18 protein-coding genes are annotated in these 22,868 nt (G+C 65.0%); 11 read left to right on the top strand and 7 right to left on the bottom strand.

Translation table 11 applies throughout. The features are described 5' to 3' along the window. Window positions 1-114 precede the first annotated feature (114 nt). The 4 genes from MUB56_RS18850 (at window position 115) to MUB56_RS18835 (ending at window position 4,232) form a co-directional block, all read left to right on the top strand. Complete coding sequence (locus MUB56_RS18850; RefSeq protein WP_244928548.1) at window positions 115-330, top strand: hypothetical protein; 216 nt, start codon at window positions 115-117, stop codon at window positions 328-330. A gap of 622 nt (window positions 331-952) precedes the next feature. After that, on the top strand, window positions 953-1,237 hold the full coding sequence (locus MUB56_RS18845) for a hypothetical protein (protein ID WP_244928547.1): 285 nt from the start codon (window positions 953-955) through the stop codon (window positions 1,235-1,237). A 978-nt stretch (window positions 1,238-2,215) separates the two neighbouring features. Beyond that, complete coding sequence (locus MUB56_RS18840) at window positions 2,216-3,124, top strand: hypothetical protein (protein WP_244928546.1); 909 nt, start codon at window positions 2,216-2,218, stop codon at window positions 3,122-3,124. Next, window positions 3,117-4,232, top strand: coding sequence for a putative PEP-binding protein (locus tag MUB56_RS18835; RefSeq protein ID WP_244928545.1), 1,116 nt, complete (start codon window positions 3,117-3,119; stop codon window positions 4,230-4,232). The genes MUB56_RS18840 and MUB56_RS18835 overlap by 8 nt, the downstream gene beginning before the upstream one ends. 734 nt (window positions 4,233-4,966) lie before the next feature. Here the strand turns inward: MUB56_RS18835 and MUB56_RS18830 are convergent. Together MUB56_RS18830 and MUB56_RS18825 are read right to left on the bottom strand one after the other, a co-directional pair. Next, window positions 4,967-5,653 (bottom strand): hypothetical protein, encoded by a 687-nt coding sequence (locus MUB56_RS18830; RefSeq protein ID WP_244928544.1) that lies wholly within the window; start codon window positions 5,651-5,653, stop codon window positions 4,967-4,969. Between the two features lie 144 nt (window positions 5,654-5,797). Next, on the bottom strand, window positions 5,798-7,375 hold the full coding sequence (locus tag MUB56_RS18825; protein ID WP_244928543.1) for an exonuclease domain-containing protein: 1,578 nt from the start codon (window positions 7,373-7,375) through the stop codon (window positions 5,798-5,800). A 593-nt stretch (window positions 7,376-7,968) separates the two neighbouring features. Here MUB56_RS18825 and MUB56_RS18820 point away from each other — a divergent pair. Then, window positions 7,969-10,824: a hypothetical protein gene (locus tag MUB56_RS18820; RefSeq protein ID WP_244928542.1), complete on the top strand. Its 2,856-nt coding sequence runs from the start codon at window positions 7,969-7,971 to the stop codon at window positions 10,822-10,824. A 253-nt stretch (window positions 10,825-11,077) separates the two neighbouring features. Here the strand turns inward: MUB56_RS18820 and MUB56_RS18815 are convergent, their stop codons facing one another. Then, complete coding sequence (locus MUB56_RS18815; protein ID WP_244928541.1) at window positions 11,078-12,112, bottom strand: IS110 family transposase; 1,035 nt, start codon at window positions 12,110-12,112, stop codon at window positions 11,078-11,080. A 301-nt stretch (window positions 12,113-12,413) separates the two neighbouring features. On the opposite strand from MUB56_RS18815, the gene MUB56_RS18810 reads away from it, so the two are divergent. Then, complete coding sequence (locus MUB56_RS18810; RefSeq protein ID WP_244928540.1) at window positions 12,414-13,637, top strand: IS110 family transposase; 1,224 nt, start codon at window positions 12,414-12,416, stop codon at window positions 13,635-13,637. Between the two features lie 43 nt (window positions 13,638-13,680). Here MUB56_RS18810 and MUB56_RS18805 read toward each other — a convergent pair whose 3' ends face one another. From MUB56_RS18805 to MUB56_RS18795, 3 genes are read right to left on the bottom strand one after another with little or no spacing between them, the layout of a single operon-like run. Next, on the bottom strand, window positions 13,681-15,426 hold the full coding sequence (locus tag MUB56_RS18805; protein ID WP_244928539.1) for a TraM recognition domain-containing protein: 1,746 nt from the start codon (window positions 15,424-15,426) through the stop codon (window positions 13,681-13,683). Then, on the bottom strand, window positions 15,423-15,890 hold the full coding sequence (locus tag MUB56_RS18800; RefSeq protein ID WP_244928538.1) for a hypothetical protein: 468 nt from the start codon (window positions 15,888-15,890) through the stop codon (window positions 15,423-15,425). The genes MUB56_RS18805 and MUB56_RS18800 overlap by 4 nt, the downstream gene beginning before the upstream one ends. Further along, window positions 15,887-16,966, bottom strand: a complete 1,080-nt coding sequence (locus MUB56_RS18795; RefSeq protein ID WP_244928537.1) for an ArdC-like ssDNA-binding domain-containing protein — start codon at window positions 16,964-16,966, stop codon at window positions 15,887-15,889. The genes MUB56_RS18800 and MUB56_RS18795 overlap by 4 nt, the downstream gene beginning before the upstream one ends. 179 nt (window positions 16,967-17,145) lie before the next feature. On the opposite strand from MUB56_RS18795, the gene MUB56_RS18790 reads away from it, so the two are divergent. The 5 genes from MUB56_RS18790 to MUB56_RS18770 all read left to right on the top strand — a co-directional run bounded on the left by MUB56_RS18790 (window position 17,146) and on the right by MUB56_RS18770 (window position 22,032). Further along, entirely contained in the window at window positions 17,146-18,231 is a 1,086-nt protein-coding gene (locus MUB56_RS18790) for a tyrosine-type recombinase/integrase (protein WP_244928536.1), read from the top strand. 28 nt (window positions 18,232-18,259) lie between these two features. After that, window positions 18,260-18,619 (top strand): helix-turn-helix transcriptional regulator, encoded by a 360-nt coding sequence (locus tag MUB56_RS18785; RefSeq protein ID WP_244928535.1) that lies wholly within the window; start codon window positions 18,260-18,262, stop codon window positions 18,617-18,619. Between the two features lie 505 nt (window positions 18,620-19,124). Further along, window positions 19,125-20,447, top strand: coding sequence for a hypothetical protein (locus MUB56_RS18780; RefSeq protein ID WP_244928534.1), 1,323 nt, complete (start codon window positions 19,125-19,127; stop codon window positions 20,445-20,447). Window positions 20,448-20,906: 459 nt separating this feature from the next. Further along, window positions 20,907-21,281, top strand: coding sequence for a hypothetical protein (locus MUB56_RS18775; protein WP_244928533.1), 375 nt, complete (start codon window positions 20,907-20,909; stop codon window positions 21,279-21,281). Next, window positions 21,268-22,032 carry an aminoglycoside adenylyltransferase domain-containing protein gene (locus MUB56_RS18770; RefSeq protein WP_244928532.1) on the top strand — a complete coding sequence of 255 codons (765 nt, stop codon included), beginning with the start codon at window positions 21,268-21,270 and terminating at the stop codon, window positions 22,030-22,032. Before MUB56_RS18775 ends, MUB56_RS18770 begins: the two co-directional genes overlap by 14 nt. Before the next feature lie 187 nt (window positions 22,033-22,219). Here MUB56_RS18770 and MUB56_RS18765 read toward each other — a convergent pair whose 3' ends face one another. After that, window positions 22,220-22,861, bottom strand: a complete 642-nt coding sequence (locus MUB56_RS18765; RefSeq protein ID WP_348536694.1) for a response regulator transcription factor — start codon at window positions 22,859-22,861, stop codon at window positions 22,220-22,222. Window positions 22,862-22,868: the final 7 nt, after the last annotated feature.

Below are 22,868 nucleotides of genomic sequence, written 5' to 3'. Positions count from 1 at the left end.
CCCACAAACAGTGCGGCTCCCCAACCCGCAGAAGCGAATCGAAGAGCCGTCACGCCTAGAGAACGCGAAGACTACTCGATGAAGCTGATGCACGAGGACCGGAGGGTCCGAAAAATGGCACGAGGCAGCAGCAAGGGAAGCGCCCGCAGCGCGATCAGCGGTCGCTACGTCACCAAGGTTGCGGCGGCGCGGCACCCCCGCACCACCGTGGTCAACAGCGGGAGCAACAAGGGTTCGGGTACGGCGTACCGCTCCGCGATCAGCGGCAAGTTCGTCACCAAGGGCACCGCCCAGCGACACCCGAACACGACCGTCACCGAGAACGGCTGACGATCACTCTGACTGTGGGCGGCAATCTTCGGGTTGCCGCCCACAGTCGTTTCCTAGATCAACCCCCTGGGGTCCGTTGCTCCCATCATCCAGAGGTTCGGCTTAGGCGACATGCCGCGTTATCCGGTCGATCATGCGCTTTGATCGACCGAATCAACGACTGGAGCGCGGAGAGGATGCCGGTGTCGGTGTTCTCGCGGCTGCGTTCGTTCTAGCAATATGCGCTAGTCGCCTTGCGGGGAATAGACGCACCTGGGTTGCCTACGAGTCGTGGGCGACTCGAGGCGGCTCCGGCGAGGGGTGAGAGCATTTCCGTCATGTCAGAGTCTTGGTCGAAGATCGCGCGCCTCTATGACGGCCTCGGGCAGTGGGAGGTTCGTTGGAGGTCGGTCACGGACGGCTTCGGTTCAAGGCGTATGCCTTTGACAGCGCGTTGAAGGGTCGCGAGGTCGATTTCTCGTGAACGGGGCCAAAGGTGTGCTTCAAGCGCTTGCTCGCGATGCGCGCGACGCCCGTCTTGGTGACGACAAGCGCTGCTGCCAAACTGCGCCCATGATGGGAACCTGCGATGACCAGCTAGGTATGTTTTTGCTACGACCCCACCCAGGGTCAAGCATCGCCGATGCGAGAAGAGCTCAAGGAGCTGAGGGACTTCTACAGCTGCCCTTCCATTGCGACGCTTCGGCGGCTCTACCCAACTAAGTACGTCGACCCGGACGTCGAAGCGTTCCTTGCGGTGGTCCAACACGACGAGTTCGTTCACTCGCTAACCATCGAGACGGAGCAGGTGTACCGGATGCGCGACGAGACCAGAGCAGCGCGAGCAAAGAAGGCGAAGGCGCACCAGGACTTCACGAGCGCTGACCTCCTTCGCGTCATCGTTGATTGCAGCACGACCAGCGGTTAGCGGCCAAAGCAGGCGCATTGAGGACTAGGGCAACTGCTGCCATTCGTCGCTGATGCGGCCCTCGTAGTATCGGCGGCCATCAGATTTTCTGGCGACAGGGAGGTTCGTTACCGAGGACAGAGGTGCATCGGGCCCGCCGTCGAAGGCCACCGTGTTGACGGGACTGGGATCCCCTCGCCCTCCACACCCAGCGCCTCGAACGCGTGGAGGACAAGCTGGCGGTCGCCGTTGAGCGGTCCGTCTGCGCGAGAAGTCACCACGGTCACAAGTCGCCCCCTCGGTCTCCAATCCGGACGAACCAAAGCACGCTGTGGGCGTCCGGCCGAGCCTCGATCACATCGGCGGCGGCGACTCCGCGTACGAACCAGGGTGTGTCGTCGAGTCTGTAGAACCCGCCTTCGGCTGGTTCCGCCCACAGCCCTCGGACTCGGCGGGTGGCCATCCGACCTGATCCCGCTCACTGGCGAATCGAACCTTCACCGGTGTGCTCACGGAAACATCCTCCCCGATGAACAAGGAGCGACTGCTCATGTACGCGACCCGCATCTCGGCGTAGATCCGGGCGAGCGTAGCCGCGTTCAACGCGGCTGAGCAGGCGTTGCACAGAGCTAGTCGGCGGCGGCTCACCGCGCGATACGTAGCAATCGCTCGTAGTACGGACGGGCTTCCACCGGGAACGCATCGAGCGACCGGGTGATTCAGGTCGGCGCCGATGGGCGCGGGATTGACGCTCAGTTCGGGACAACTCGCGGGCGCGACGCCCTCTGGTTCTTGATAGGCGGTCCATCTTCCACTCGGATGCCCGTCGCGCGATGGTCTACGCGGGTCTCAACTTTCTGTCCCAGTAGAGCACTCACGGGCTCTTTTGCCGCCATCATGGCTCGGACACAGGCTCCAGGGCCCGACCCGTTGCAATCACTACCCAAACCACGCGCCCCGAGAGACGGAGACGAAGTGCGTTCATCAGAGTTCAAAATCTTGGTGATCGATGACGATGAAAAAATGCTCAGCGACCTCAGCGAGCGCCTGATTGGCCTGCGCGTGGAAGCAGGGCGGCGTCGCGCCTTGCCAATCGTGGACGGCCTGTTGGTGCAGGTCGATGAAAACGACTCCGAACGTCAATTCAGCGAAATCACCTTGAACGAAGTGCTTGCCTTGTCATCTCGTCGGTACGACTACATCATACTCGACTATTCCTATGCATCGCGCACGAAGCAGGCGACTCAATGGAACGAGTCTGGGAAACCTCCAGAAACGTCGCCCAGCAATGCACACCTGTTGACGATTGCCGATCTCACGGCTCAAGCCAGGTCTCACGCTGCTCGCCGTGACGACCGAAGTGCGAGAAGTGTTGGTCGCTTCTTCTCCCAGCACTCCCGGATCTTGCTTCGGAGTTTTCAGCATGATCGGGCAAACGACACACTCGGAACATATGAGAATCGCCTCCAAGTGACTCGTGGAGTTTTTCGCGGTTGCGACGTTATTGACCCATTGAACGGTTTCGCAATGGTTTACAATTCTGACCCGGATCTACGCGAGACGATGTATCACACCCAGACCCGAGGGCGAGAACTATATCGTGTGGTCGCGATGACAATGACGACTCAGTTGGTACTAACCGCAATGATGCAGAAACTTGCAAATCAAGCTGGTCGATTGAGGTTGTTTCGAAGTTCTCGGTCGATTGCACTTCTAGTCACCTTTGTGGCGGCGCTCGCCACCTTTGTAGAATCAATGGCTGGGCCGCTCGGGACCGCCGTCCGGGACGGAGAATGGTCGGCGGTATCTGTGCTTACGTTTCTCACTCTGGCGGGAGTGGTCATTGGGTCGCTACTTCTCTCATTCGCGCTTGAGCGCGGCCTCAACCGAATAGTGGAAGATGAGTAACTCCAGCGAACGCATTTGGAAGTTTGGCCGGTCACACATGACGGTCCTTGACCGTATCGCCATTGATGGCAACGTGATCATGGTGGATGATTTGGCCGATATGGATCCCTCTCAGTTGACCGGCCAGACCAGTGCTGTGGTTTACGTCAGCAAGGGGTGGGCGACGCACGTGGAAATCATATGCCGGACCCGAGGGGTCCATCTGCTTCACGTTTCGGAACTAGGAGACGGTGGATCGATCTCGCTGCAACGCGCCATTGGGCGTTGTGATATCGGGGCGTTCCGAAATCTTCAATCAGGGTTTCAGGTCAGCATCGCTGGCTCGGACGACCTTGAGGGCTTGGACTTAACCCGAGTGCGAAGCGTCTTCATTCGCATGGAACATCTAATGTATCGAGCTATCCAGCTTAGTGGCATGATCCCACGATCACCAGAAGTGCTGGCTGTCCAGGTGCGGGACGAGATAGCCATCTTGGACGAAGCGCTCCCAGGTCGAATCCGTCTCCTTGTGCGGGGGCTTGACCTTCGTAGTGACGACGTTTCGCTCGCCCCCCTATTTCGGCGTTCGCCGGAGCCGAATCCCGAACTTGGCGTCCACGGGCTCCGCTACTTGCTCGAAAACCCTGAATGGGTCAGTCTCGAGAGGGAGATTCTCGCGACGATGAGTGACCGGACGTCATATGCAGTCCCGTTCGTCACCAGCGAGCGTGAATATCGTGACTTCGAACGGTCCTACGCTCCAGGCTTGCCTTCACTGAGCCCGTTCATAGAGTCACCGGGAGCGCTTCGACAGATCGTCTCATTGTCTCGAAGTGCAACAACTTGCTCCGTCGGGCTTAAAGACGTGGCGCAACTCTATTTCGGAGCCGATCGAGGGAATTCGCAAACAGTTATGAACCTGGATCTGAATAGCCGTGAATTTGTTCGATTCGTTGCAGATTCCGTCAGTCCAATGCTGGCTGGCGACTGCCACGTTGCGATCTATCAGAGCCTCGACATGCTGGACGTCTACGCGCGTGCACTCGGCACGCTTGGGTGGAAGCCCTCGATCGCTGCTGCGGAGTTCAAACTGATGACCGAAGCCTGCAACATGGAGTCGGCGGCATGACTCGTCCGCCGACTGTAGTGGCGATAGAAGGCTTCGATGGGTCCGGCAAGAGCACCTTGGTTCGGAATCTGAATCGGTGTCTGGGCGATTTGGGCTACTCGAGCAGAATCATTTCTCGCAATGCGCAAGTGAGCGCAGAGGTCGCGGAAATTACCGATCAGATTAAGAGATGGGATGCGAAAATAGAATCTGTCGACCCGAATCGGAACGCTGATGCGAGGCTGGAGCGGATTCGCGCACGTTCCGTGGTGGCAACTAGTCTCCCCGTTGATTTCGTGTTACTCGACCGCTGGATCCCATCTGACCTTTCTCGACTTCCGAGCGTTACGCAAGAGGCGCGCCTGCCTGAGTTTGTTGCTGCGCACCGAGCCGTCCCGGTTATATCGACGCTCTACCTGGGCGCGCAGTTCGATTTTCTGTGGGAACGCATATCGTCTCGATCGATTGAGGAGTGGAGTCCGTCCGAAATGCTTGGGGTTGACCATATGTCGGCCCTGTTCGCGCAATACCACAAAGTGTGGGAGCAGGTTTGGAACGAGCCGTTCTTCTCTATCGACGCTGCCAGGTCAGAAAGTTGCGTCTGCGATACGGCTCTGTCGGAATTGCTACTCGCGCGGCGAGGCAATTGTTAGTGAATATTGATGGACCGAGAGTTGCTGTTGCTCTTTCGCGTGTTGGTCGTCAGTCCTCACGCACGAAGACGGCGCTGTTACGCGGGGGGAAGGACGCAGCCCTCAGGTGTCGTGTTCGTGCAGGACGTCGAGGACGACCTGGCCGGTCTTACTGACGGTGTAGCCCGAAGACGGGTCGCTGACCGCAAACCCGGACATTGGCTGACTCCTCACGAACCCTGCTGCTTCCAGACCAAGTATGCATTGCCACGCCACGTCATTAGCTAGGAGTACTTCGTCGGCTAGAGCCTCAGGGTTCCAGGCTGTGGCTTCAACGGTCTCGGATGGCCTTACCGATCGGTCGAGAAGTTCCTTAGGTAGCTTCCGCCACTTCGGTGTCCGGCTCATCGCCTTCAGGACCCGGATGTGCTCCCCGCGGAGCGACGCGATGCCACTCAGGAGCAGTTCGACCTCGGAGGCACGATCTGGGTTCGCGGCAGCTGTGCCGAGAGCTGCACCCAGCAGAGTTAGCATCTCGTCCTGGCCCTTCATCCCGGCGAGGTGCAGGACGCGCACGGTGATCGGCACAAGTTCTGGGCGTACTTCGATCCTCTCGGCGAGAGCTTCACGCGATAGGCCCGAGACGCGCTCCGCCGCCCGCAGGGCCTTCGACCGTAGCCGAGCTTGCTCTTCGCGGACCTTTCCAACCAGACGAGATGCCGGACCTTCCAAGAAGGGGCCCGCGATTGGGATGAGGCCCGCGCCGGCAGCCAAGGCCTCATCGAACCAGTTTCCGCGCCCATCTCCCATGACCTGAGGCTAGTCCGGGGCGCCGGTCCGAACACAGAAGCTGCGGTAAGACGCAACCGCCTCGCGCGCGGGTCGCGGCAGATCACGGGCGAGCGTAGCCACTCTCAACGTGGCAGAGCTGATGACTGGAATGCCGCCGCTGACTTAGTCCTGTCGCGCTGCGTTGTAGGCCTCGAGCAGACCAGCGGGTAGTCGACCCCGCTGTCCGATCTCCCAGCCGTTGTCGCGTCCCCAGGCACGTACCGCGGCCGGGGGTACCGCGGCGTTGAGGGTGTCGGACGGCGCCGGGGTAGCGACCGTGGCCGGTGCGGTCGGGGGGTCGGTGGGAAGGGCTGCGATTGTGGGCGCTAAGACTCCGACCTGCGGTCGACGGGTCTCCTGGCTAGGTGGGGTTGCCGCGGGCTGCAGATGCTGGAGCAGGAGGCGGTAGGTGGAGGGGTCGATGGTCCGGATCCCGAGGCTGGTGGCCTTCTGGTGCTTCCCTCCGAGCATCGTGCCGTCGGTGACGAGCATCGCGGTCTTAGAGGACACGGTTCCGATGACTCGCACACCGAGCACGGTTGACCGTTGCTCGAGCTCGTCGCGGCCGGCGCCCTCGCATCCGGTGAAGACGACGCGGTCTCCGACGCGGAGTGGTTCGCCGTGTGCCCAGTCGTCCGGCAGTGGTCCGAGGTTGGCGGACAGGCGGGTCTGTCGGGTGGTCTCGGCCTCTGTGACCAGGGTGCGGACGACGGTGGGGTCGACGTCGAGTAGTGCGGCGACGACGCGGAGTTCGTCGGTCTCTGCGCGAGTGACCTTGCCGTCTGCGAGTGCGGCGTGGGCGAGTGCGAGGACGAAGGCGCGGTGGGTGAGGGTGATCGAGGGCTGGTCGAGGTCGTGCATTGATGCGACCTCGTCGAGGTCAGCGGCCTCGTCGGGGGTGAGGATTCCGTCCTCGAGGACCTCGGCGAGCTTCTCCAGGTAGGCGAGCGCGCCGGTCGGCGCGCCCTCGTCGAGGGCGTCAGCGAGGGTGAATCGTTCGACCAGCTGCACCAGCGGCTGAGTCGGGCGTGCCGTGGTGAGGTTCAGCGCTTCGACGTTGCGCCGCGCTCGGTCCGACAGATCGCGTCGCCGTGTGAGGCTCGCGGATCTGCGGCCGGTGGCGACGGGCACGGGTGCCGCTTCTGGACCTGACGGCCAGGTGATGGCCAGCGCATCGTGCGGCATCCGTACGTGTTCGGGTTGCGCTGGGACGCCGTAGTGGGGGTGGAGGTAGTGCGCGAGGAGGGCTGCGGTGCCTCGGGCGTCGCTGAGAGCGGAGTGGGCGTGAATGAGTGGGTGGCCGATTGCGTGGCAGCAGTCGGTTAGGCGGCGGCGTGGAAGGTGGGGCAGGTGGTGGGATGAGGCGTCGAGGGTGCAGAGCGCTGGGAGGTAGGGCAGGCGCCACTGTGCGCGGGCGTACTCGGCGCGTAGGAAGGCTAGGTCGAAGCGGGCGTTGTGCGCGACGAGGGCGGCGCCGGTGAGGCGTTGGTTGAGTTCGTCGAGGACGTCGGTGAACACGGGGGCGTGACGGACGTCGGCGTCGGTGATGCCGTGGATGTGGGTGGCGCCGACCGGGCCCTGGGGGTTCAGCCTGGTGGTCCATTCGTCGAGCACGCGTCCCGATGGGTCGGTCGTGACCAGCGCGATCTCGAGCACGCGATGGGTGGTGGCCGACAGGCCGGTGGTCTCGACGTCGAGCACGACGAATCGTGGGTGGGGACCAGGACGCGGGACTGACGAGGGCGCGGCCTGCGAAGCCGGTGCCGGAGTTGTCGTTCGTCTTGGCTTGGTCGCTCCTGTAGGGCGCGGAACTCGGGTTGAGCGGCGGAAACGATCGAACCAAGCCATGACGGGGACCCCCGGACGGTAGCGGCGTGACCTTCGCAGGGTGTCACCGTGATCCTCCTGGCGGGCCGAAATCGCTAACAAGAGCGTGACCGGCAGCAGGTCTCAGGCGTAGCCGCCCTCACGCGGTGGTATGACGCTCGCCCGGAAGTCGTCGCCCGGGCATCACGGCTAGGCCACCAAGGAGCAGCGGCCTCACTGAGCTAGTCGCCGACGGTGGGCTGAAGCATGACGTGAGGCCCGTCCGGCACGACGGGCGACCCTGCCTCAAGCCAACAATTCCAGTCGAGCACGCGGCAACCCTTCGACTATCGCGAATGAGAACAGTTTGAGCCGCCTGTGCTCTAGGCTCGCCTGTACGACGTGATGGCGTTGCGCACACGAGTTCGGACTGGTGGAGACAGTTGCAATACGACCTAGAGAACCTTGGCCCGGATCAGTTTGAGCACATGAGTCAGGCGCTCATGTTTAAGGTCTTAGGGCATGCCGTAAAGACCTACGGCGCAGGCAAGGACGGGGGTCGCGATTTTACCCTCCAGGGTCAGGTCACATGGAATGGCGTTGACGGAACAAGTGCCGCGTGGGATGGCTACGTCGTAGGTCAAGTCAAGTTCAGGCAAGACCGACTCGGGACGACCCACGACCAAAACTGGTTCATTGACCAGGTCGAGCGGGAGTTGCTCGTCTGGGCCAATCCTAAGAGTGAACGACGCGTAAAGGGACAACTGCCCGAGTACTTGATATTCGTGACCAATGTGGCGCTTTCGCCCGCGGCTGGCGGTGGTAGGGACCGCTTCGACTCGCTGATGCACGAGCAAGCGGAGAACTTGGGCATCCGTGGGTGGCGCGTGTTTCCGAGAGACGCAGTTGAGCGCCTCCTCGACGCCGACGTGTCGGTGCGGAAGAGGTTCGCAGCCTTTATCGCGCCCGCAGACGTCTTCGCAGACGCGAGCAGTTTGGTTTCCCTCCCTCGCAACCTTGACGTAGTGCTCTCTAAGCACGCGTTGAAGATGTTAGGTAGGGAGCGCATTATCCGGCTCAGCGAGCAGGGGTTTCGCTCGAACGACAAACTGTTCCTTGAGCAAGTTTGCACCGATCTCAACGCCACGTTGGTAGATCAACATCAGCATTCGCGTTTAGTGCAGACTGTCAAGCACATCCTGGAGCATGGGGATTCGATCCTTGCGCCCCGGGCAAAGGGGCGCCCCCCGGGGCCAACTCACTTCCTCCTAGTCGGAGACCCGGGCCAGGGAAAGACAACTCTTTCGCAGATGCTCACACAGTTTTATCGAGTGGCGCTGGTGCGGAATCTCGATCTAGCTACGATCCCTGCCGCTACCGCCGAAGTGGTTCGGGCGACGCGCAATGTAATGGCAGACTTGCGGATCGCAGAGCCGCGAAACAGACGTTGGCCCATTCGCGTAGATCTAGCTGCGTACGGTGACGCTATTGCCGGGGGCGAAGATGTCACGCTGATTAGGTGGGTCACGAGACAACTGCGCGAATTGGTAGAGGAAGACGGTCTGTCGAACGCGTCGATCCTTAAATGGCTAGAGAAGTGGCCGTGGCTAGTAGTCCTTGATGGCCTAGATGAAGTCGCCCATCCATCCGTACGCGAGCATTTGCGGGCGCAGGTAGAAGACTTCATGCTCGAGGCGGCCGACGCAGACGCCGATTTGTTGGTGGTCATTACCACTCGTCCTCAGGGCTATGACCACTATGTGTCAGAGGACGATTTTCAAAGACTGCGCCTAGCGCCACTCTCAAGACGCGACGCGCTCAACTACGCGAACCGACTCTCAACGGTCCGCAACGCAGAGGACGAGGAACTACACGCGGCTTCGCTGCGGCGGTTGGACGAAGCGTTCAATGAGCCGTCGACTGCCCGCCTCATGCAGAGTCCGCTGCAGGTAACCATCATGCTATTGCTGGCCGAGATTGCGGCTAAAGTGCCTACTGGTCGATATGAGCTCTTCTCGTCATACTACGAAACGATCTATGCCCGCGAGGTTGGAAAGAAAGGCGCGATCGCCCGATTACTAGAGGTGCGTAGGTCCGACATAAACGCACTGCACCAAGAAGTCGGACTTCGTCTCCAAGTCGCGAGCGAGCGGGACGACAACGCCGAAGCAGTCTTGCCGCTGTCAGAGTTCAGAGAAATTGCTGTGGCGCGGCTAATTGCAGAAGGGGTCAAGGAAGCCGAGATCGAGGGACTTGTGGACCAGCTCGAGAGCGCCGCGCTGACGCGCCTGGTCCTAGTCGTGCCAAAGGGTGATGGGGTCGGGTTCGAGGTTCGAAGCCTTCAGGAGTTCATGGCAGCGTCAGCTCTGACTACTGGTGCAGATGAACGCATTGTTAGGCAACTTGCGGCCATCGGCCCAGCTGTGCACTGGCGCAATACGTGGCTGTTGGCTTTTGGTAGAGTCTTCGCAGAGCACGAACATCTTCGTGGGTCCGCGGTGAACAGCCTGCGGGAAGTCGACGCCGGTGACGCGTTAGACCGCATCGCTTCATTAGGTCCTGACTTGTCTATGGCTCTTCTCGCGGAGGGGATTGCGGACCGCGCGCCCGCTTACCTCCGTCTGCTACTGATGCACGGTCTAGAGACCTTAGATGTGTCGCCGGCTCTCACGACGTCATCAGACTATCCGGCCGTCTTGGCGCGAATCGGCGATATGGACGAGGACTACTTAGCGGCGATAACCCGGGCCCTCACGAAGTCACTCGACGGTTCCTTCCGGCAACGGGCGTCGGCGATGATTCTCGCGTTTGGATTGCAGCGGCCAGAATTTCGGTCTACGGCCCTTGGCAAGTTCGTTAAGGGATCGATCTCAGGATGGCAAGCTGCGCTCATCGACGATGAGCATGAAATCATCGAAGTCTGGCACGCCGGGGGTGGAGTGATGCGCGAGTCTGTGGTCGCCAATTACCCGAGCGGCTCTACGCGGACGCTGAACGTGGCCAAGCTAGCATTACGCGCCCTGGGGGGTGCCGAGTTTGATGGCCGTGAGCGCATCCTCGAGGCCCTACGAAGCATCCGAATCCGGGTTCTGACACCTGATCTGGCGTTTGCTCTGCCACCATCCGAGCCCTTCGGTGACCAGGACTTGGCAACGGTCCTTGAAAGAGCGCAGGCGCGAACAGCATTCGCGAGGTTCGCGAGTGAACTGCGGCCGAGCTTGTGGACGATCCTGTCCCATTTCGTGGGCTTCTATTCGGGCGTCCGCAGCCGTCGGCAGGTTGGGGTTGACCTGCTGCTGAGTCGGAGTACGGGTTCCCCTCTGGTGTCTCGTACGGACATTTGACCTTTAGATAAGCACTTTGCACCCACCAAGTTGCTCATCCGCTCGACCGTGCGACCCCCGGATGGCAACTTAGGCGTCTTAGTGGGCTACTAGAGACTCCCGGCAGGATCGATGTCTGGCCAGACTCGGTCCAGGTGCCCGGTGGGTTCGCTCTCTATTGGGCTGCCCACCCGGCTACCGGGTGTGGCTCGCTATCGGTCTGCAGCCCGCCGGGCACCGCTGACGAGGCGTGGCTCAAGAGCGCCTCTGTGTGTCAAGCGGCCTGAAGTTCGAGGCGTTGCTGGTCGCTCAGGATGCGGCGGTAGATGGCGTTCGAGATGCGTCGTTTCAGGCTGCGGCGGGCTTCTTTGACGGACTTGTGCTCGGCGATCTTGCGCCGGTAGTGGTCGCGGCCGGGGCCGGGGTCACGTGCCTGGGTGACGGCGGCGACGTGGATGGCTGCGTTGAGTTGGCGGTTGCCACGCCTCGATAGTCGGTGGGTCTCCTGCTCACCGCTGGAAACGTCGATGGGCGCGGTGCCGGCGTAGCTGGCGTAGTGCTCCTGGTTGGGGAAGCGCCGGATGTCTGCGGTCAGCGCGAGGATCTTCGCGGCGGTCAGGAACCCGATGCCCTGGATCTCGGTGAGGCTGGTGCCGCTCGCGGTGACTGCTGCTCGCAGCTGCTTATCGAGTTCCTTGATCGATGCCTCGTGGCGCTTGAGGTCGCGCACCACGTCGCGGGCGATGTGCTTGCGCTGATGATCGGCGGCGGTGACCGGGCGGATCTTGGTCAGCAGCGTGGAGGCGTCGACGGTGCCGAGCCGGACCTCGGCGCCACCGGGGTGCAGATCGCGCAGCAGGACGTGCAGCCGGTTGATCCACCGGGTGTGCTCGGCAACCAGGTCATCGCGACGCTCAGTGAGCAGTCGCATGATCGTGTGGTGGTTCTCGAGCTGCACGCGATTCAGGCGCCGGTTGTGCAGGGCGACCGTGGCAACCGAGATGGCGTCGGCAACATCGGTCTTGCGGGCACTGCTCGACCCCAGGAGCCGTGCTCGCGCCGCGAGCTTGGCCGGCACCTCGAGCACGAGCTCACCGGCGGTGACGAGCTGCTGGGCAATGCCGCGGCCCAGTCCGGTGGCTCCTTCGACTGCCCACTGGCGCTCAGGCCACTGAGAGGCCCACGCGAGGATCGCGGCCTGGGTGTTCTTGTCCACCACGAGTCGAATCGGTGGATTGGTATGGCCGTCAGGATGGACCGCTACCGCGGTCAGGGAGCTCTTGTGCGGGTCGATGCCAATCGTGATCATCCGTCGCCTTCCTCGCTGTGCCGGTGGGAGAGACCGCGGTGGGCAACCTGACTTCTGGATCGATCACGCCTCTGCTGAGCCACGCCGCGGCGGGTGCCGGCCGGGTACGCACGCTCTTGATGAGCCAGCCCGAAGGCGGCAAGGGGACTTGCGAGCCACCCCGAACCGACACCCTCGACACCGTAGGGCTGCAGACCCGTGATGTCTGGGGCCAGTAGACAAGTCAAGGGACTGCCCTGCTCGTAGTAGCAATGCCCACCTCGCCGTCCACCACGGAACGAGCAACAGGCGGGAGCAGCACATGGGACAGCAAGCAGAGCACGTGATCATCGGGGTCGACCCCCACAAGTTGTCGGCCACGATCGAGGTCGCCGACCAGCACGAGAAGCTTCTCGGCTCAGGCCGCTTCACCACCGACCAGGCCGGCTACACCGCGATGCGGGCGTACGCGAAGAGCTGGCCCGACCGGATCTGGGCAGTTGAAGGCGCCAATGGTGTCGGGCGCCCGCTGGCGCAACGGCTCCTGGAAGCCGGTGAGCAGGTCGTTGACGTGCCGGCCAAGCTCGCTGCCAGGGTCCGGCTCTTCGACACCGGCCACAACCGCAAGACCGACGCCCGCGATGCCCACTCGATCGCGATCGTCGCGGTCCGCACCAAGACCCTGCGAGCCCTCCACGTCGACGGTGAGCTCGAAGCGCTGCGGATGCTCACCGACCGCCGCGAAGCACTGACCCGGCGACGGGTCCAGACCGTCGACCGCCTCCAGGCCCTGCTCGCCGAACTCCTGCCCGGCCAGGCCAAACGCGACGTCACCACCGGACAGGCCAAAGCCATGCTCGCCTCTGTCCGCCCCCGGGACATCGCCGGGAAGACCCGCCGCCGGATCGCCGCCGACGAACTCGCGGAGCTGATCGCGGTCGAGGCCAAGATCAAGAAGGCCACCGCCGAGCTGAAGACCATCGTCCTCGCCCGCGAGTCACGGCTGATGGACATCCACGGCGTCGGCCCAGTGGTCGCGGCCCGCGTGCTCGCCGACGTCGGCGACGTGACCCGGTTCGCCGACCGCAACCGGTTCGCGTCCTGGACCGGCACCGCACCACTCGACGCGTCCTCCGGCGAGCAGAACCGCCACCGGCTCTCGCGTGCCGGGAACCGACGGATGAACCACATGATCCACATCGCCGCCGTCACCCAGCCCCGTCTCGACACCGGGGGCCGCACCTACTACCGCCGAAAGCGAGCCGAGGGCAAGAAGCCCCTCGAAGCCCTGCGATGTCTCAAGCGCAGGATCTCCGATGCGATCTACCGACAGCTACTCGCGGACGCCGACCTCGCAGCAGTCACCGAAACTGGCACGGGTCCGGGAGGGCACTGCGGGGCGACTCAAGAATCCAGCGCGGTCGACCTGCCCCCGCACATCGACACTTCGGATCAGCCACTTCCCGGACCCGCGAAACCGACGCTACAACCGACCCCGACCGCCCGGAAGACCCCTCAGCGCAGGACGCCCCAGACCACCGGTTGACAACAGAAGGGAGCCGATGTGCAGCACCTTGTGGGAGTGCCCCTCACGGCGCGGATCGCCTCGAGAAGGGTGTCTCACGCGCAGTCCAGCGACGGAGGTTGGTCACGATGGGCGGTGCGCTGCGGAGCAGTACGAGTCCGGTGCCGAACGGGAGCATGCGGATCCGCTCGGGCGGCATGATGTGGCGTTGCCGTGTGGATCGCTGGGTCGACCGTGCGCCGTATTCGCTGATGGTGACGGTGTCGGTGGGTTCGTCTCGTTCGCCGATGAGGACGGAGAGTTCTTGGAGGTCCTTGGAGGCGGAGGCGCCGCCGAGGATGACCTTGACGATGGAGGCGTCCCAGATGGTGCTGGCGGCGTGCTCGCCCCATTTGTTGCGTGCCTGGGCGAGCGACTGAAGGACCGGCATGGTGGTGATCCCGGTGCCACCACCCTCGGCCATGAGAGTCGGCAGTGAGGGCATTGGAGCGAGGTTGCCGATCTCGTCGAGCGCGAGGAGGAGCGGTGGGTCGAGACGTGTTCCGGGGGCTGAGGCTGCGAGGTGGCGTGCGGTTTCGGTGAGGTCTTCGAGGAAGGCGGCGACGAGGGGCCAAGCGGCGCCGGCACCGGCGCCGGTGGCGAGCAGGTAGAGGGTGCCGTTGTCGGTGAGGAACCGGGTCGGGTCGAACTCCTGACCGGGCTCGGGGCTGACGGCGTCGAGGACTTGGGGGTCGGCGAGGCAGGCCATGGCTTGGGAGACGGCCATCCAGATCGAGTCCCGGGTGCGGGGGTCGGAGTCGATCATGGCCTGGAGGGAGTCGGCCCAGCCGGGTGCGGCGCCGGTGTGGCTGGCGAGGATGCCGACGGCGTCCACGGCCGCGTTGGCCGACAGCGACCACTCGAACAGCACTCGGGTCGGCAGGTGGTCGAGGGCGGCGGCGTGCAGGAGGGCTTGGAGTGCGGCGCGGGCGCGTCCTTCCCAGAAGCCGCCGGAGTCGGTGCCGCCCGTCGACAGTCCGGTGGAGGAGGCGAGCCCGGTGGCGCGGATCATCGCAGTGAGCGGGTTCTGGCAGCCGCGGATGGGTGACCAGCGCACCCCGGCGCCGCGCACGTCGTCGATGCCTACGGTGAGTCGTTGGGGGTCGAAGACCGCGACCGGCCCGAACTTCTGCCGGCTCCGGACGGTGGCGGCGATGTTGTCGGGTCGGGTCGAGGTGGTCACGACGGCGCCGGGTGCGTCGAGGATCGCGTTGATGACGAGATGGAGTCCCTTGCCGGATCGCGGTGGGCCGATGACGAGGATCGAGTCCTCGACCGAGGCCCAGATCCCGCGTCCGTGGCTGGTGCCGAGGAGGTAGCCGACGTCGGCGGCTCGGGGGCGAGTCAGGGAGGGACGCAGGTTCGTCGCCCGGCGTAGGAGTGCCTTCTCGGAGGCAACGGGGGCGATGTCTCGTCTGCTCGCTGTGCCCCGGATCCGGTGGGGATCGTGCGCGGCGCGATGGCGAGCACGGGCGACGACCAGCCATCCGACCCAGACCGCTGTTGCGAGCGCTAGGACGAGGAGCAGCACGACGCCCCAGTAGGCAACGGAGGAGAGATCGCGAGCGCCAAGCGCCGGCCCGGGTGAGCTGGGTTGTGCGAGTACCCGCAGGCCGGAGGTCGGGCTCCCGGTGGGCTGGTGCGTTCCGGTGACGAGGGCCGCGATGGAGCCGGCCGCGCGCAGCAGGAGCGCCATCGCGAACGCCGTACCGATCGCGACGAGGGCCGCGTTGGTCAGGGCATGGTCGACGGGCTGGGTGCGGGGGCTCACGACGGCTGTTCCATCGCGGCCGCGACCCGGCTTGTGACGCCCACCAGGACGAGTCGATGCCGGTGGGCTGAGGCGAGTGCCGGCGGAAGCTGTAGGTCGGCACGGCCGCTGGCGTCGGCGGTCTGTCGGGCCACGACGTAGGCGATCTCGACCTCCTCGCCGGGCTGGAATCCCGTCCCGCTGAGTCCGGACATCGGGGACCCCTGGGCCGGCTCCGGGACCGCGACGACGGGTTCGGCATCGGGCGGGGTGGCGATGTCGGCGTACACGGTGCCGTCGCTCTCGCGGACCTCGACCCGTACAGCGGTGCCGAGGGTGGTGGTGATCTCGTCGAGAACGGCCGACAGGTCGCTGCGGTCCAGCAGTCGGTCGCCGGCGAAGGGTTCCCCGTCGACGTCGACGAGCAGTCCTCCGTCCGTGCCGACCTCGACGTGGGCGGTGGCCAGGACGACGGGGATCTTCATGACCCGAGCACCGTGTCGTCGCGCCGTACGCCCGACGAACGAGACACGGCGCCGGTCTGGCGGGTGAGGGCGTCGCGGTCGAGGCCGGGTGGGGTGCCGTCGCCGACCTTCGCTGTGTCGAGTTGGTCGAGGATCCCGATCGCGGTGTGGAGTACCCGTTCGGCGGTGGCCTGGACGACCTCGGCGGGGGTCTTGTTGGGGACGCTGGTGGCCCAGGTCGAGACGTAGGGGACGGTGTAGGAGGTGGTGTCGAGGCCGTGGGCGGCGCCGACCATGAGGGCGACGGATTCGGCTTCGACCTCGGCGATCCCACGGTGCAGGGTGGCGTCCGCTGCCGCTTCGGCGCCCCGGGCTGCGTCTCGGGGTGCGTGGAGCAGGACGTGGCCGAGCTCGTGGGCGAGAGTCTTGGCCTGGGCGGCGTCGTCGATGTCCACCCGGATCGAGACCTCGCGGGTGAGGAAGTCGGTCAGGCCGTTGGCGCCGCCGATCGCCGTCGCGGAGGAGACCAGACGGAGTTCGTAGCCGCGGGCGGTGATCTGGTCGGCGAGTCCGTCCCATAGCCCGGCCGGTGCCTGCCCCTGGAGCAGGGCGGGGCGGGGGAGCTGCGGGACGGGGTCGCCGGCGGTCTGGGAGACATCCCAGACGTGGGTGGGTTTCAGGCCGATGAGCTTCGACTTCACAGTCTCCCCGCCTGCGGGTTTCTCGCCTCGGCCGAGGCGGTGCCAGGACCCGGCGTCGGCGGGGGTGGCTGAGGCGAATCTGGCGGTGACGGGGGCGAGGATGCTGTACCCGTGCTGGCCCTTTACGACGTGGCGGCCCAGGGAGAGCCACTGGTGGAAGCCGGCGACGTACGTCGGGGTCGGGTCGGGCACCCGGCCTTCGGTGTAGGCGGCGAGGTGCTGGGCGTGGATGAGCATCGTGTTGTTGAAGCTGCGCGAGCGGAACTGTGCTGCGAACGTCAGGGCGCGCTTCCAGTCCTCTCCGGTCACGAGCGCCGTGACCGCGTGGGTGAGCTGGTCGTGGAGTGCGGCGAGCTTCTCCTCGCGCGCGGCGCGGCTGCGCAGTTGGGTGGTCATTGGGGGTCGCCAATCTCTAGGAACTCAGGTTCGTTCGGACGTCCGCGCGCCCCGATCTGTATTTGCGCAGGTGGCTCTGGTTCAGCCATCACGTGACGTTGAACTGACTGTGCGTCACTGTGGCTGACCGTTTCGATGTAGCAACGACGCATGATCGCCTCACTTGAAGACGGTGACTGATGGGCTTGGTGGCGCTGCCGGGTGGCAGCGCTGCTGATCCGGCACTGATAGGTGTGCAGGCGGTCCAAGACTTCGAGCAGGAGCTGGTCGACCAGTACGCGCTGGCGATGTCCGCGGCAGGTCTGACTGACCGCCACATCGGCGGGACTCGGGCGATCGTCATCGAGTTCACTCGCTCGCTGTCGACTCCGCTGTGGGAGGCCACCTGCGCGGACGCGGACGCGTTCTTGGCCCAGCAGCGGCGGATGGGGCTCAGCGTGACGACCCGGGCGGGCAAGGCCGGCGCGCTGGCGGGCTTCTACGAGTTCGTGATCGCCCGCTACGAGGGCACGATCCGCCGCGCGACCGGCGTCTTGGTCGAGCAACCGATCGATGAGTTCAATCGCCAGCCCGGGGCATCGTTGGGCAAGGTCCGGGTGCCGCCACCCGATGAGGAGATCGACTCGCTGTTCACCGCCTGGCGCGGGTCGGTCACGCAGGCACGCAAGTACCTGCCGGCGGCCCGCGACGATTTCGCCGCATCGCTGTGGCGCCGACTCGGGCTGCGCATCAACGAGACCGTCATGCTCGACATCCGCGACTGGTGCCCCGATCTGGGTGAGTTCGGCAAGGTCCACGTCCGCCACGGCAAAGGCTCGCGCGGCCGCGGACCCAAGCCCCGGCTGGTACCAGCGATCAACGGCGCGAACCAGTTGATCGACTGGTGGCTGGCCGAGGTCCGCCCCCAGTACGGTCACGACTGGGCCGACCCGGACGCCCCGCTGCTTCCGTCTGAGCGGTTCGACCGCGATCTGGACCGGTGCGGACGCGTCGGCGCGAACGCGCTGCGCCGCGCCCTGGGACTCCAAGTCGACGAGTGGTTGCCGGCGTGGTCGCGGCGCATGACCCCACACGTGCTGCGGCACTACTGCGCACCGTCGCTGTACGCGGCCGGGAGTGACATCAAGGCGCTCCAAGAGCTCCTCGGCCACCAGTGGCTGGCAACGACCTCGGGCTACCTCCACGTCCGCAGCGACCACATCGAACGCGCGTGGAACAGCGCGAGCGACCGCATCGAAGCCCGCCTGGGCATCCGCAACTACTAACCCCGACGAACCGAAGGAGAGGATCCAGATGCAGTGGAGCCTGCGGCTCCGGGCCGCCGAACGAGGGATCTGGAAGTCCGCGCAACTGCGCCGGATGCTGGCAGATGCCGGGCTCGAGATCTCCGCCGGCAAGATGTCGTCGTGGTGGGCCGGGAACCCGCCGACGATGCGCCTCGAAGAGCTCGACGTCCTGTGCGCCGTGCTCGGATGCACTCCGAACGACCTGTTGACACCCGAGCCGGACAAGGTCGCCGCGCGCCGTCCCCGCAACACCGACGCAGCCAACGGCAATAGCGGTAACGGGACTGGCGATCCGACCGGCAGCGGCGGAACGCCACCGGCGGTCACACCGCGGCTCGGCAAGCCCCGCCCGACCCCGCCGCTGTAGCCCGCATCCCCATCGCCCACGGACACGACGAGCAGCCCATGCCTGCGCCCGGCCCAACGCGGCGTTGCGGCCGCCGCCCAAGTGCAATCGGTGCCAGAGCAACCGCGTCGTGTGGACCAGCCCCAGGGTCGACTTCTGTTATCAGTGCCTGCCCGGCGGCCCGTTCGCGGCTCCACCGTGCAACCGCTGCCGCGCCCGCACCGACTACTTCAGTCAGGGTTTGTGCGGCCGGTGCCATCCCCGCAGCCCCGAGCACGTCGGATCCTGCAAGGGGTGCCTGGCCTGGGGCGTCTACCCCCGCCACAACTGGACCTGCTGGTCCTGCCGCTGGTGGCAGACGCATTACCCCCTGGGCACATGCGCCTACTGCGGCCGCACCAGCCACGTCAGCGACCGACGAGCCTGTCGCCTTTGCCTCGAGAATGCTTGCCTCGAGCAGGGGCCCGCCCGTGCCCCGGACCTGGCTAGCACCAACAACGACAGCCAGCAGCTGTTCTTCGCCAACATGGTCTTCAAGCGTCGCGTGACCCCGCTGCCCGACTACGTCAGCTGGGATGGCCGGTGGTCGAAGAAGAACAAGAACTGGCTGCCCTACCAACCTGGCACCAGCTTCGACGACCACGCGCTCGAACAGCTGACCCTGTTCGACATGGACCCCGACCCCGAGGTGCTGCGCCAACGCCTCCTGGTCGAGGACAGCGAACTGACCCGGTACTGCGCGGCCGTCGTCGCCGACCACGCCCGGCGCTATGGCTGGAGTGTCAAGCAGCGCAATGCCGTAATCCAGTCCCTGCGGCTGCTGCAGATCCTGCGCCCTACTCCCACCGCGAAGGTCCGCGCCAGTGACGTCGTGGCGTTGCGCCGATACGACGGCACCGTCACATCCACCCTCGATGTCCTCGCGGAAGCCGGGCTCCTGATTGAGGACGTCCCGACCCGGGTCGAGCGGTACTTCGACACCAAGTTCATCGAGTCCGGAGCCCTCCCGGATACCATGCGCGAGCACCTCCGGCTGTGGCTTCAGATCATGCTCGGCGGGTCCCGGCAAGCCCCTCGCCAGTTGCCCCGCGAACCCGAGACAGTCGAGCTCCACGTCCAAGGTCTGGCGCCCGTCGTGCAGACATGGGTCGAAGCCGGGCGCCAGTCGTTCGCTGAGATCAGCAAGGAGGACATCCTTGCCGCCCTTGCATCCCTCCCCACCGGCACCAGCCACCGCCACTTCGCGGAGAACGGTCTGAAGTCGCTGTTCAAGATCTTCAAGGGACGCCGACTCGTCTTCGCTAACCCCATGCGCGACATCGACCTGACCCGCGTCGCCACAACCATTCCACTGCCGCTGGACCCCGCCCTGATCCGAGCGGAACTGGACTCGCCCAACCCGGCCGTCGCGCTCGCCGTCGCTCTGGTGGCCTTCCACGGCCTGACCGGCAAGCAGGTCCGCGAACTGCAGATGACCGACATCGTCGACGGTCGCCTCCACCTCGACGGCCGTGAGATCCCGCTCGCAGCTCCCGTCAGGACCCGGCTCGCTGCCTGGCTCGACCACCGCAACCGGACCTGGCCGGCCACGGCGAACCCGCACCTCCTCATCAACCGGCGAACCGCGCCGCGACTCGTCCCCGGCGGCCACTCCTTCCCGTGGAAGGACAGCCGGATCCGCCCGCGTGCCCTGCGCGAAGACCGCATCCTGCACGAGATCCACGCCGCTGGCGGCGACGTGCGCCGCATCTACGACCTCTTCGGACTCAGCGTCAAAGGCACCCGCTACATGAAGACCGTCCAGCACCCCGACCTGAGGAACGAGGACCAGCCTGGCACCCGGCCATGACCGTGTCTTTGCGTACCGCGGCGCGGGTCGAGGGTGGTCGCAACATCTTCACGCCACGGATAAGCAACCGCGGCGCGCACGATTCGGACACTCTGGCGCTGCTGACTTTGGTCACGGGCCGCAGCGTGGCGGCTCAGCGTCCCCGCATCCGTCCCCCAAACCGTCGAATGGCGGGGGGACGTGGCGCCCCGCGCCGCGTTTACGCAGGTCAGGCAGCGTCCCTCCGAAACTTCAAGGAGATTCCAGAGCCGGTGGCTCGAGTGGTGGAGGAGAAGTCCCGCAAGCGGATCCCGTTGCGGCGACAACGACGACTTCAGCCCTGCGGCCGACATCCCTCACCGCGGGCGCTTCGGCTTGTGGGGACCTCCAGACATGCAACATGCGCACGTGGGCCTGACCGACCGGGAGTGGGAGGGAGGCCGATCGCCGCAATGCCGGGACGGGTGAAAGACTCCGAGCATGGACGATCGAACGGTTGACGAGCCTCCGCTCATTAGAGGTCGCGGGGTGATGTTGATCGATGAGTTCTCGCGGGTGACCGGCCTTGACCGTCTGACGGTTGACGCCCTGGTTGCGGGTCGCAAGATTGAGGGCGCGAGCCACCTCGACGGACGAGTGTTTGGCATCTTCGACGATGTGCTTCCTACAAGGGAGGAGTTGCGTTCTTGGGGGTTGAGCGTCAGAGACGACTACGACCCTGAGCGTCACCGTTCCTACGTCGGCGTCGATGAAGATTCGGATGCCTTCGGTAGCGAGGAGGGGGCGGCCGGTTCGTCCGCAAGCTGGACGATGTCTTGGGATGACGATAAGTACACCCTGCATGAGCAGCGTTGAGGAACATGCCCTCGCGGCGTGCAGCAGGTTGGCCGACGAATGCGCGGCGATCCTGCAACGGTGCTTGGTATCGGCAATTCTCCACGGCTCTCTAACGCAGGACGACTTCCGGCCCGGACTGAGTGACATTGACTTGCTCCTCATCGTGGATCGCGCCCTGACCTCAGGTCAGGTCGATGGGTTAGTGAGCGCCGTTGACCGTGCCGACCTTGGCCCGGCAGGTGGCGTCGATCTGCTGGTCGTCACTCGGCAGGCTGCGGCCACCCCGGGGGAACACCCCGACCGGGAACTGATGGTCGGCCGCTGGCCGGGTTCCGATGACCAACTGGAGGTCGCAGGGCGCGAAAAACAGGTATCCGACCTCTGGCCAGAGCTGTCCGAGATTCGAGCAAACGGACGCGCACTCATGGGGCCCGGGCCGGGTGAGGTGATCGGTGAAGTTCCGGGCCACCGCGTGCGGGCAAATAGCGTCGGCTGGCTCCGCACCTGGCTTAAACTGACCGACGACGACAAGAACGCGGTTCACATGGTCCTCACCGCGTGCCGCATGTGGCGTTTCGAGTTGACCGGTGAGCACACATCCAAGACCGCGGCGGCCCGCTGGGCGCTCGGACGAGAACCGTCTCTCACCGCTGTCGACCTGGCCCTTTTGGCGCGCGCCACGTCTCACCCACGGCCGATCGCGCCCCACGACGTCGAGGACGTGCTGCGGCGTGTGCTGCGCGACCTCGACGGCGACGCCCCGGACTGAGGACCGGTCTTCGGCTACTCCAGGCGGTGCCCGTAAGAGGAACCCGCTGCGGTGACGGATCCGGTATGCCGAAGGTTATGACTCAGGTCGCGCGCATCACCGCAACGGGATCGGCTCCCGGACGCTCTGAGGGCGTTGCAGCAGTGCACGCTCATCAGCGTGAGGCGTCCCGCGCTCGGGGCTCGAGCTAGTCCAGCTCCGCATCGCGCGCGAGCAAGGCGATCTGCACACGGTTCTCCACGTCGAGCTTGACGAAGAGCCGGCCGACGTACGCCTTGACGGTAGGAATGCTCAGGTGCAGCGTGGCCGCGATCTGGGCGTTGTCCTGCCCACGGCCGACGGCGCGTGCGACGTCGCGCTCGCGCTCGGTCAGGCGGGCGATCAGCTCCTTGGCCGATCGGCCGCGGTCGAGGTTCCTGCCCAGGCTGTTCACCTGCTCGATCAGGGTGGTAGTGACCGTGGGCGAGAGCGTGGGCTCACCCGCGGCGACCCTGCGGACCGCCTCGACGATATCTTCGGGGTCGGTGTCCTTGAGGAGGAACCCGGAGGCCCCCGCGGCGAGCGCGCGCAGTACGGACTCATCGTCGTCGAACGTGGTCAGCACCAGGACCGATGGCGACGCGACCGGCGAACACAGCTGACGCGTCGCCTCGATCCCGTCCATCACTGGCATGTGCAGGTCCATCAGGACGACATCGGGATGGTGCTCCGCACAGGCTGCCACCGCCTCTGCGCCGTTCGCGGCGTCGGCGACCACGCGCAGGTCTCGGGCTCCGCCGAGCATCAGCGCGAGTCCGCTGCGCACCAGCGGGTCGTCGTCGACGATCACGACTGCA

Source organism: Nocardioides sp. W7 (genome assembly GCF_022919075.1).
Taxonomy (GTDB): Bacteria; Actinomycetota; Actinomycetes; order Propionibacteriales; family Nocardioidaceae; genus Nocardioides.
This window is presented reverse-complemented; position numbering and strand designations above follow the sequence as displayed.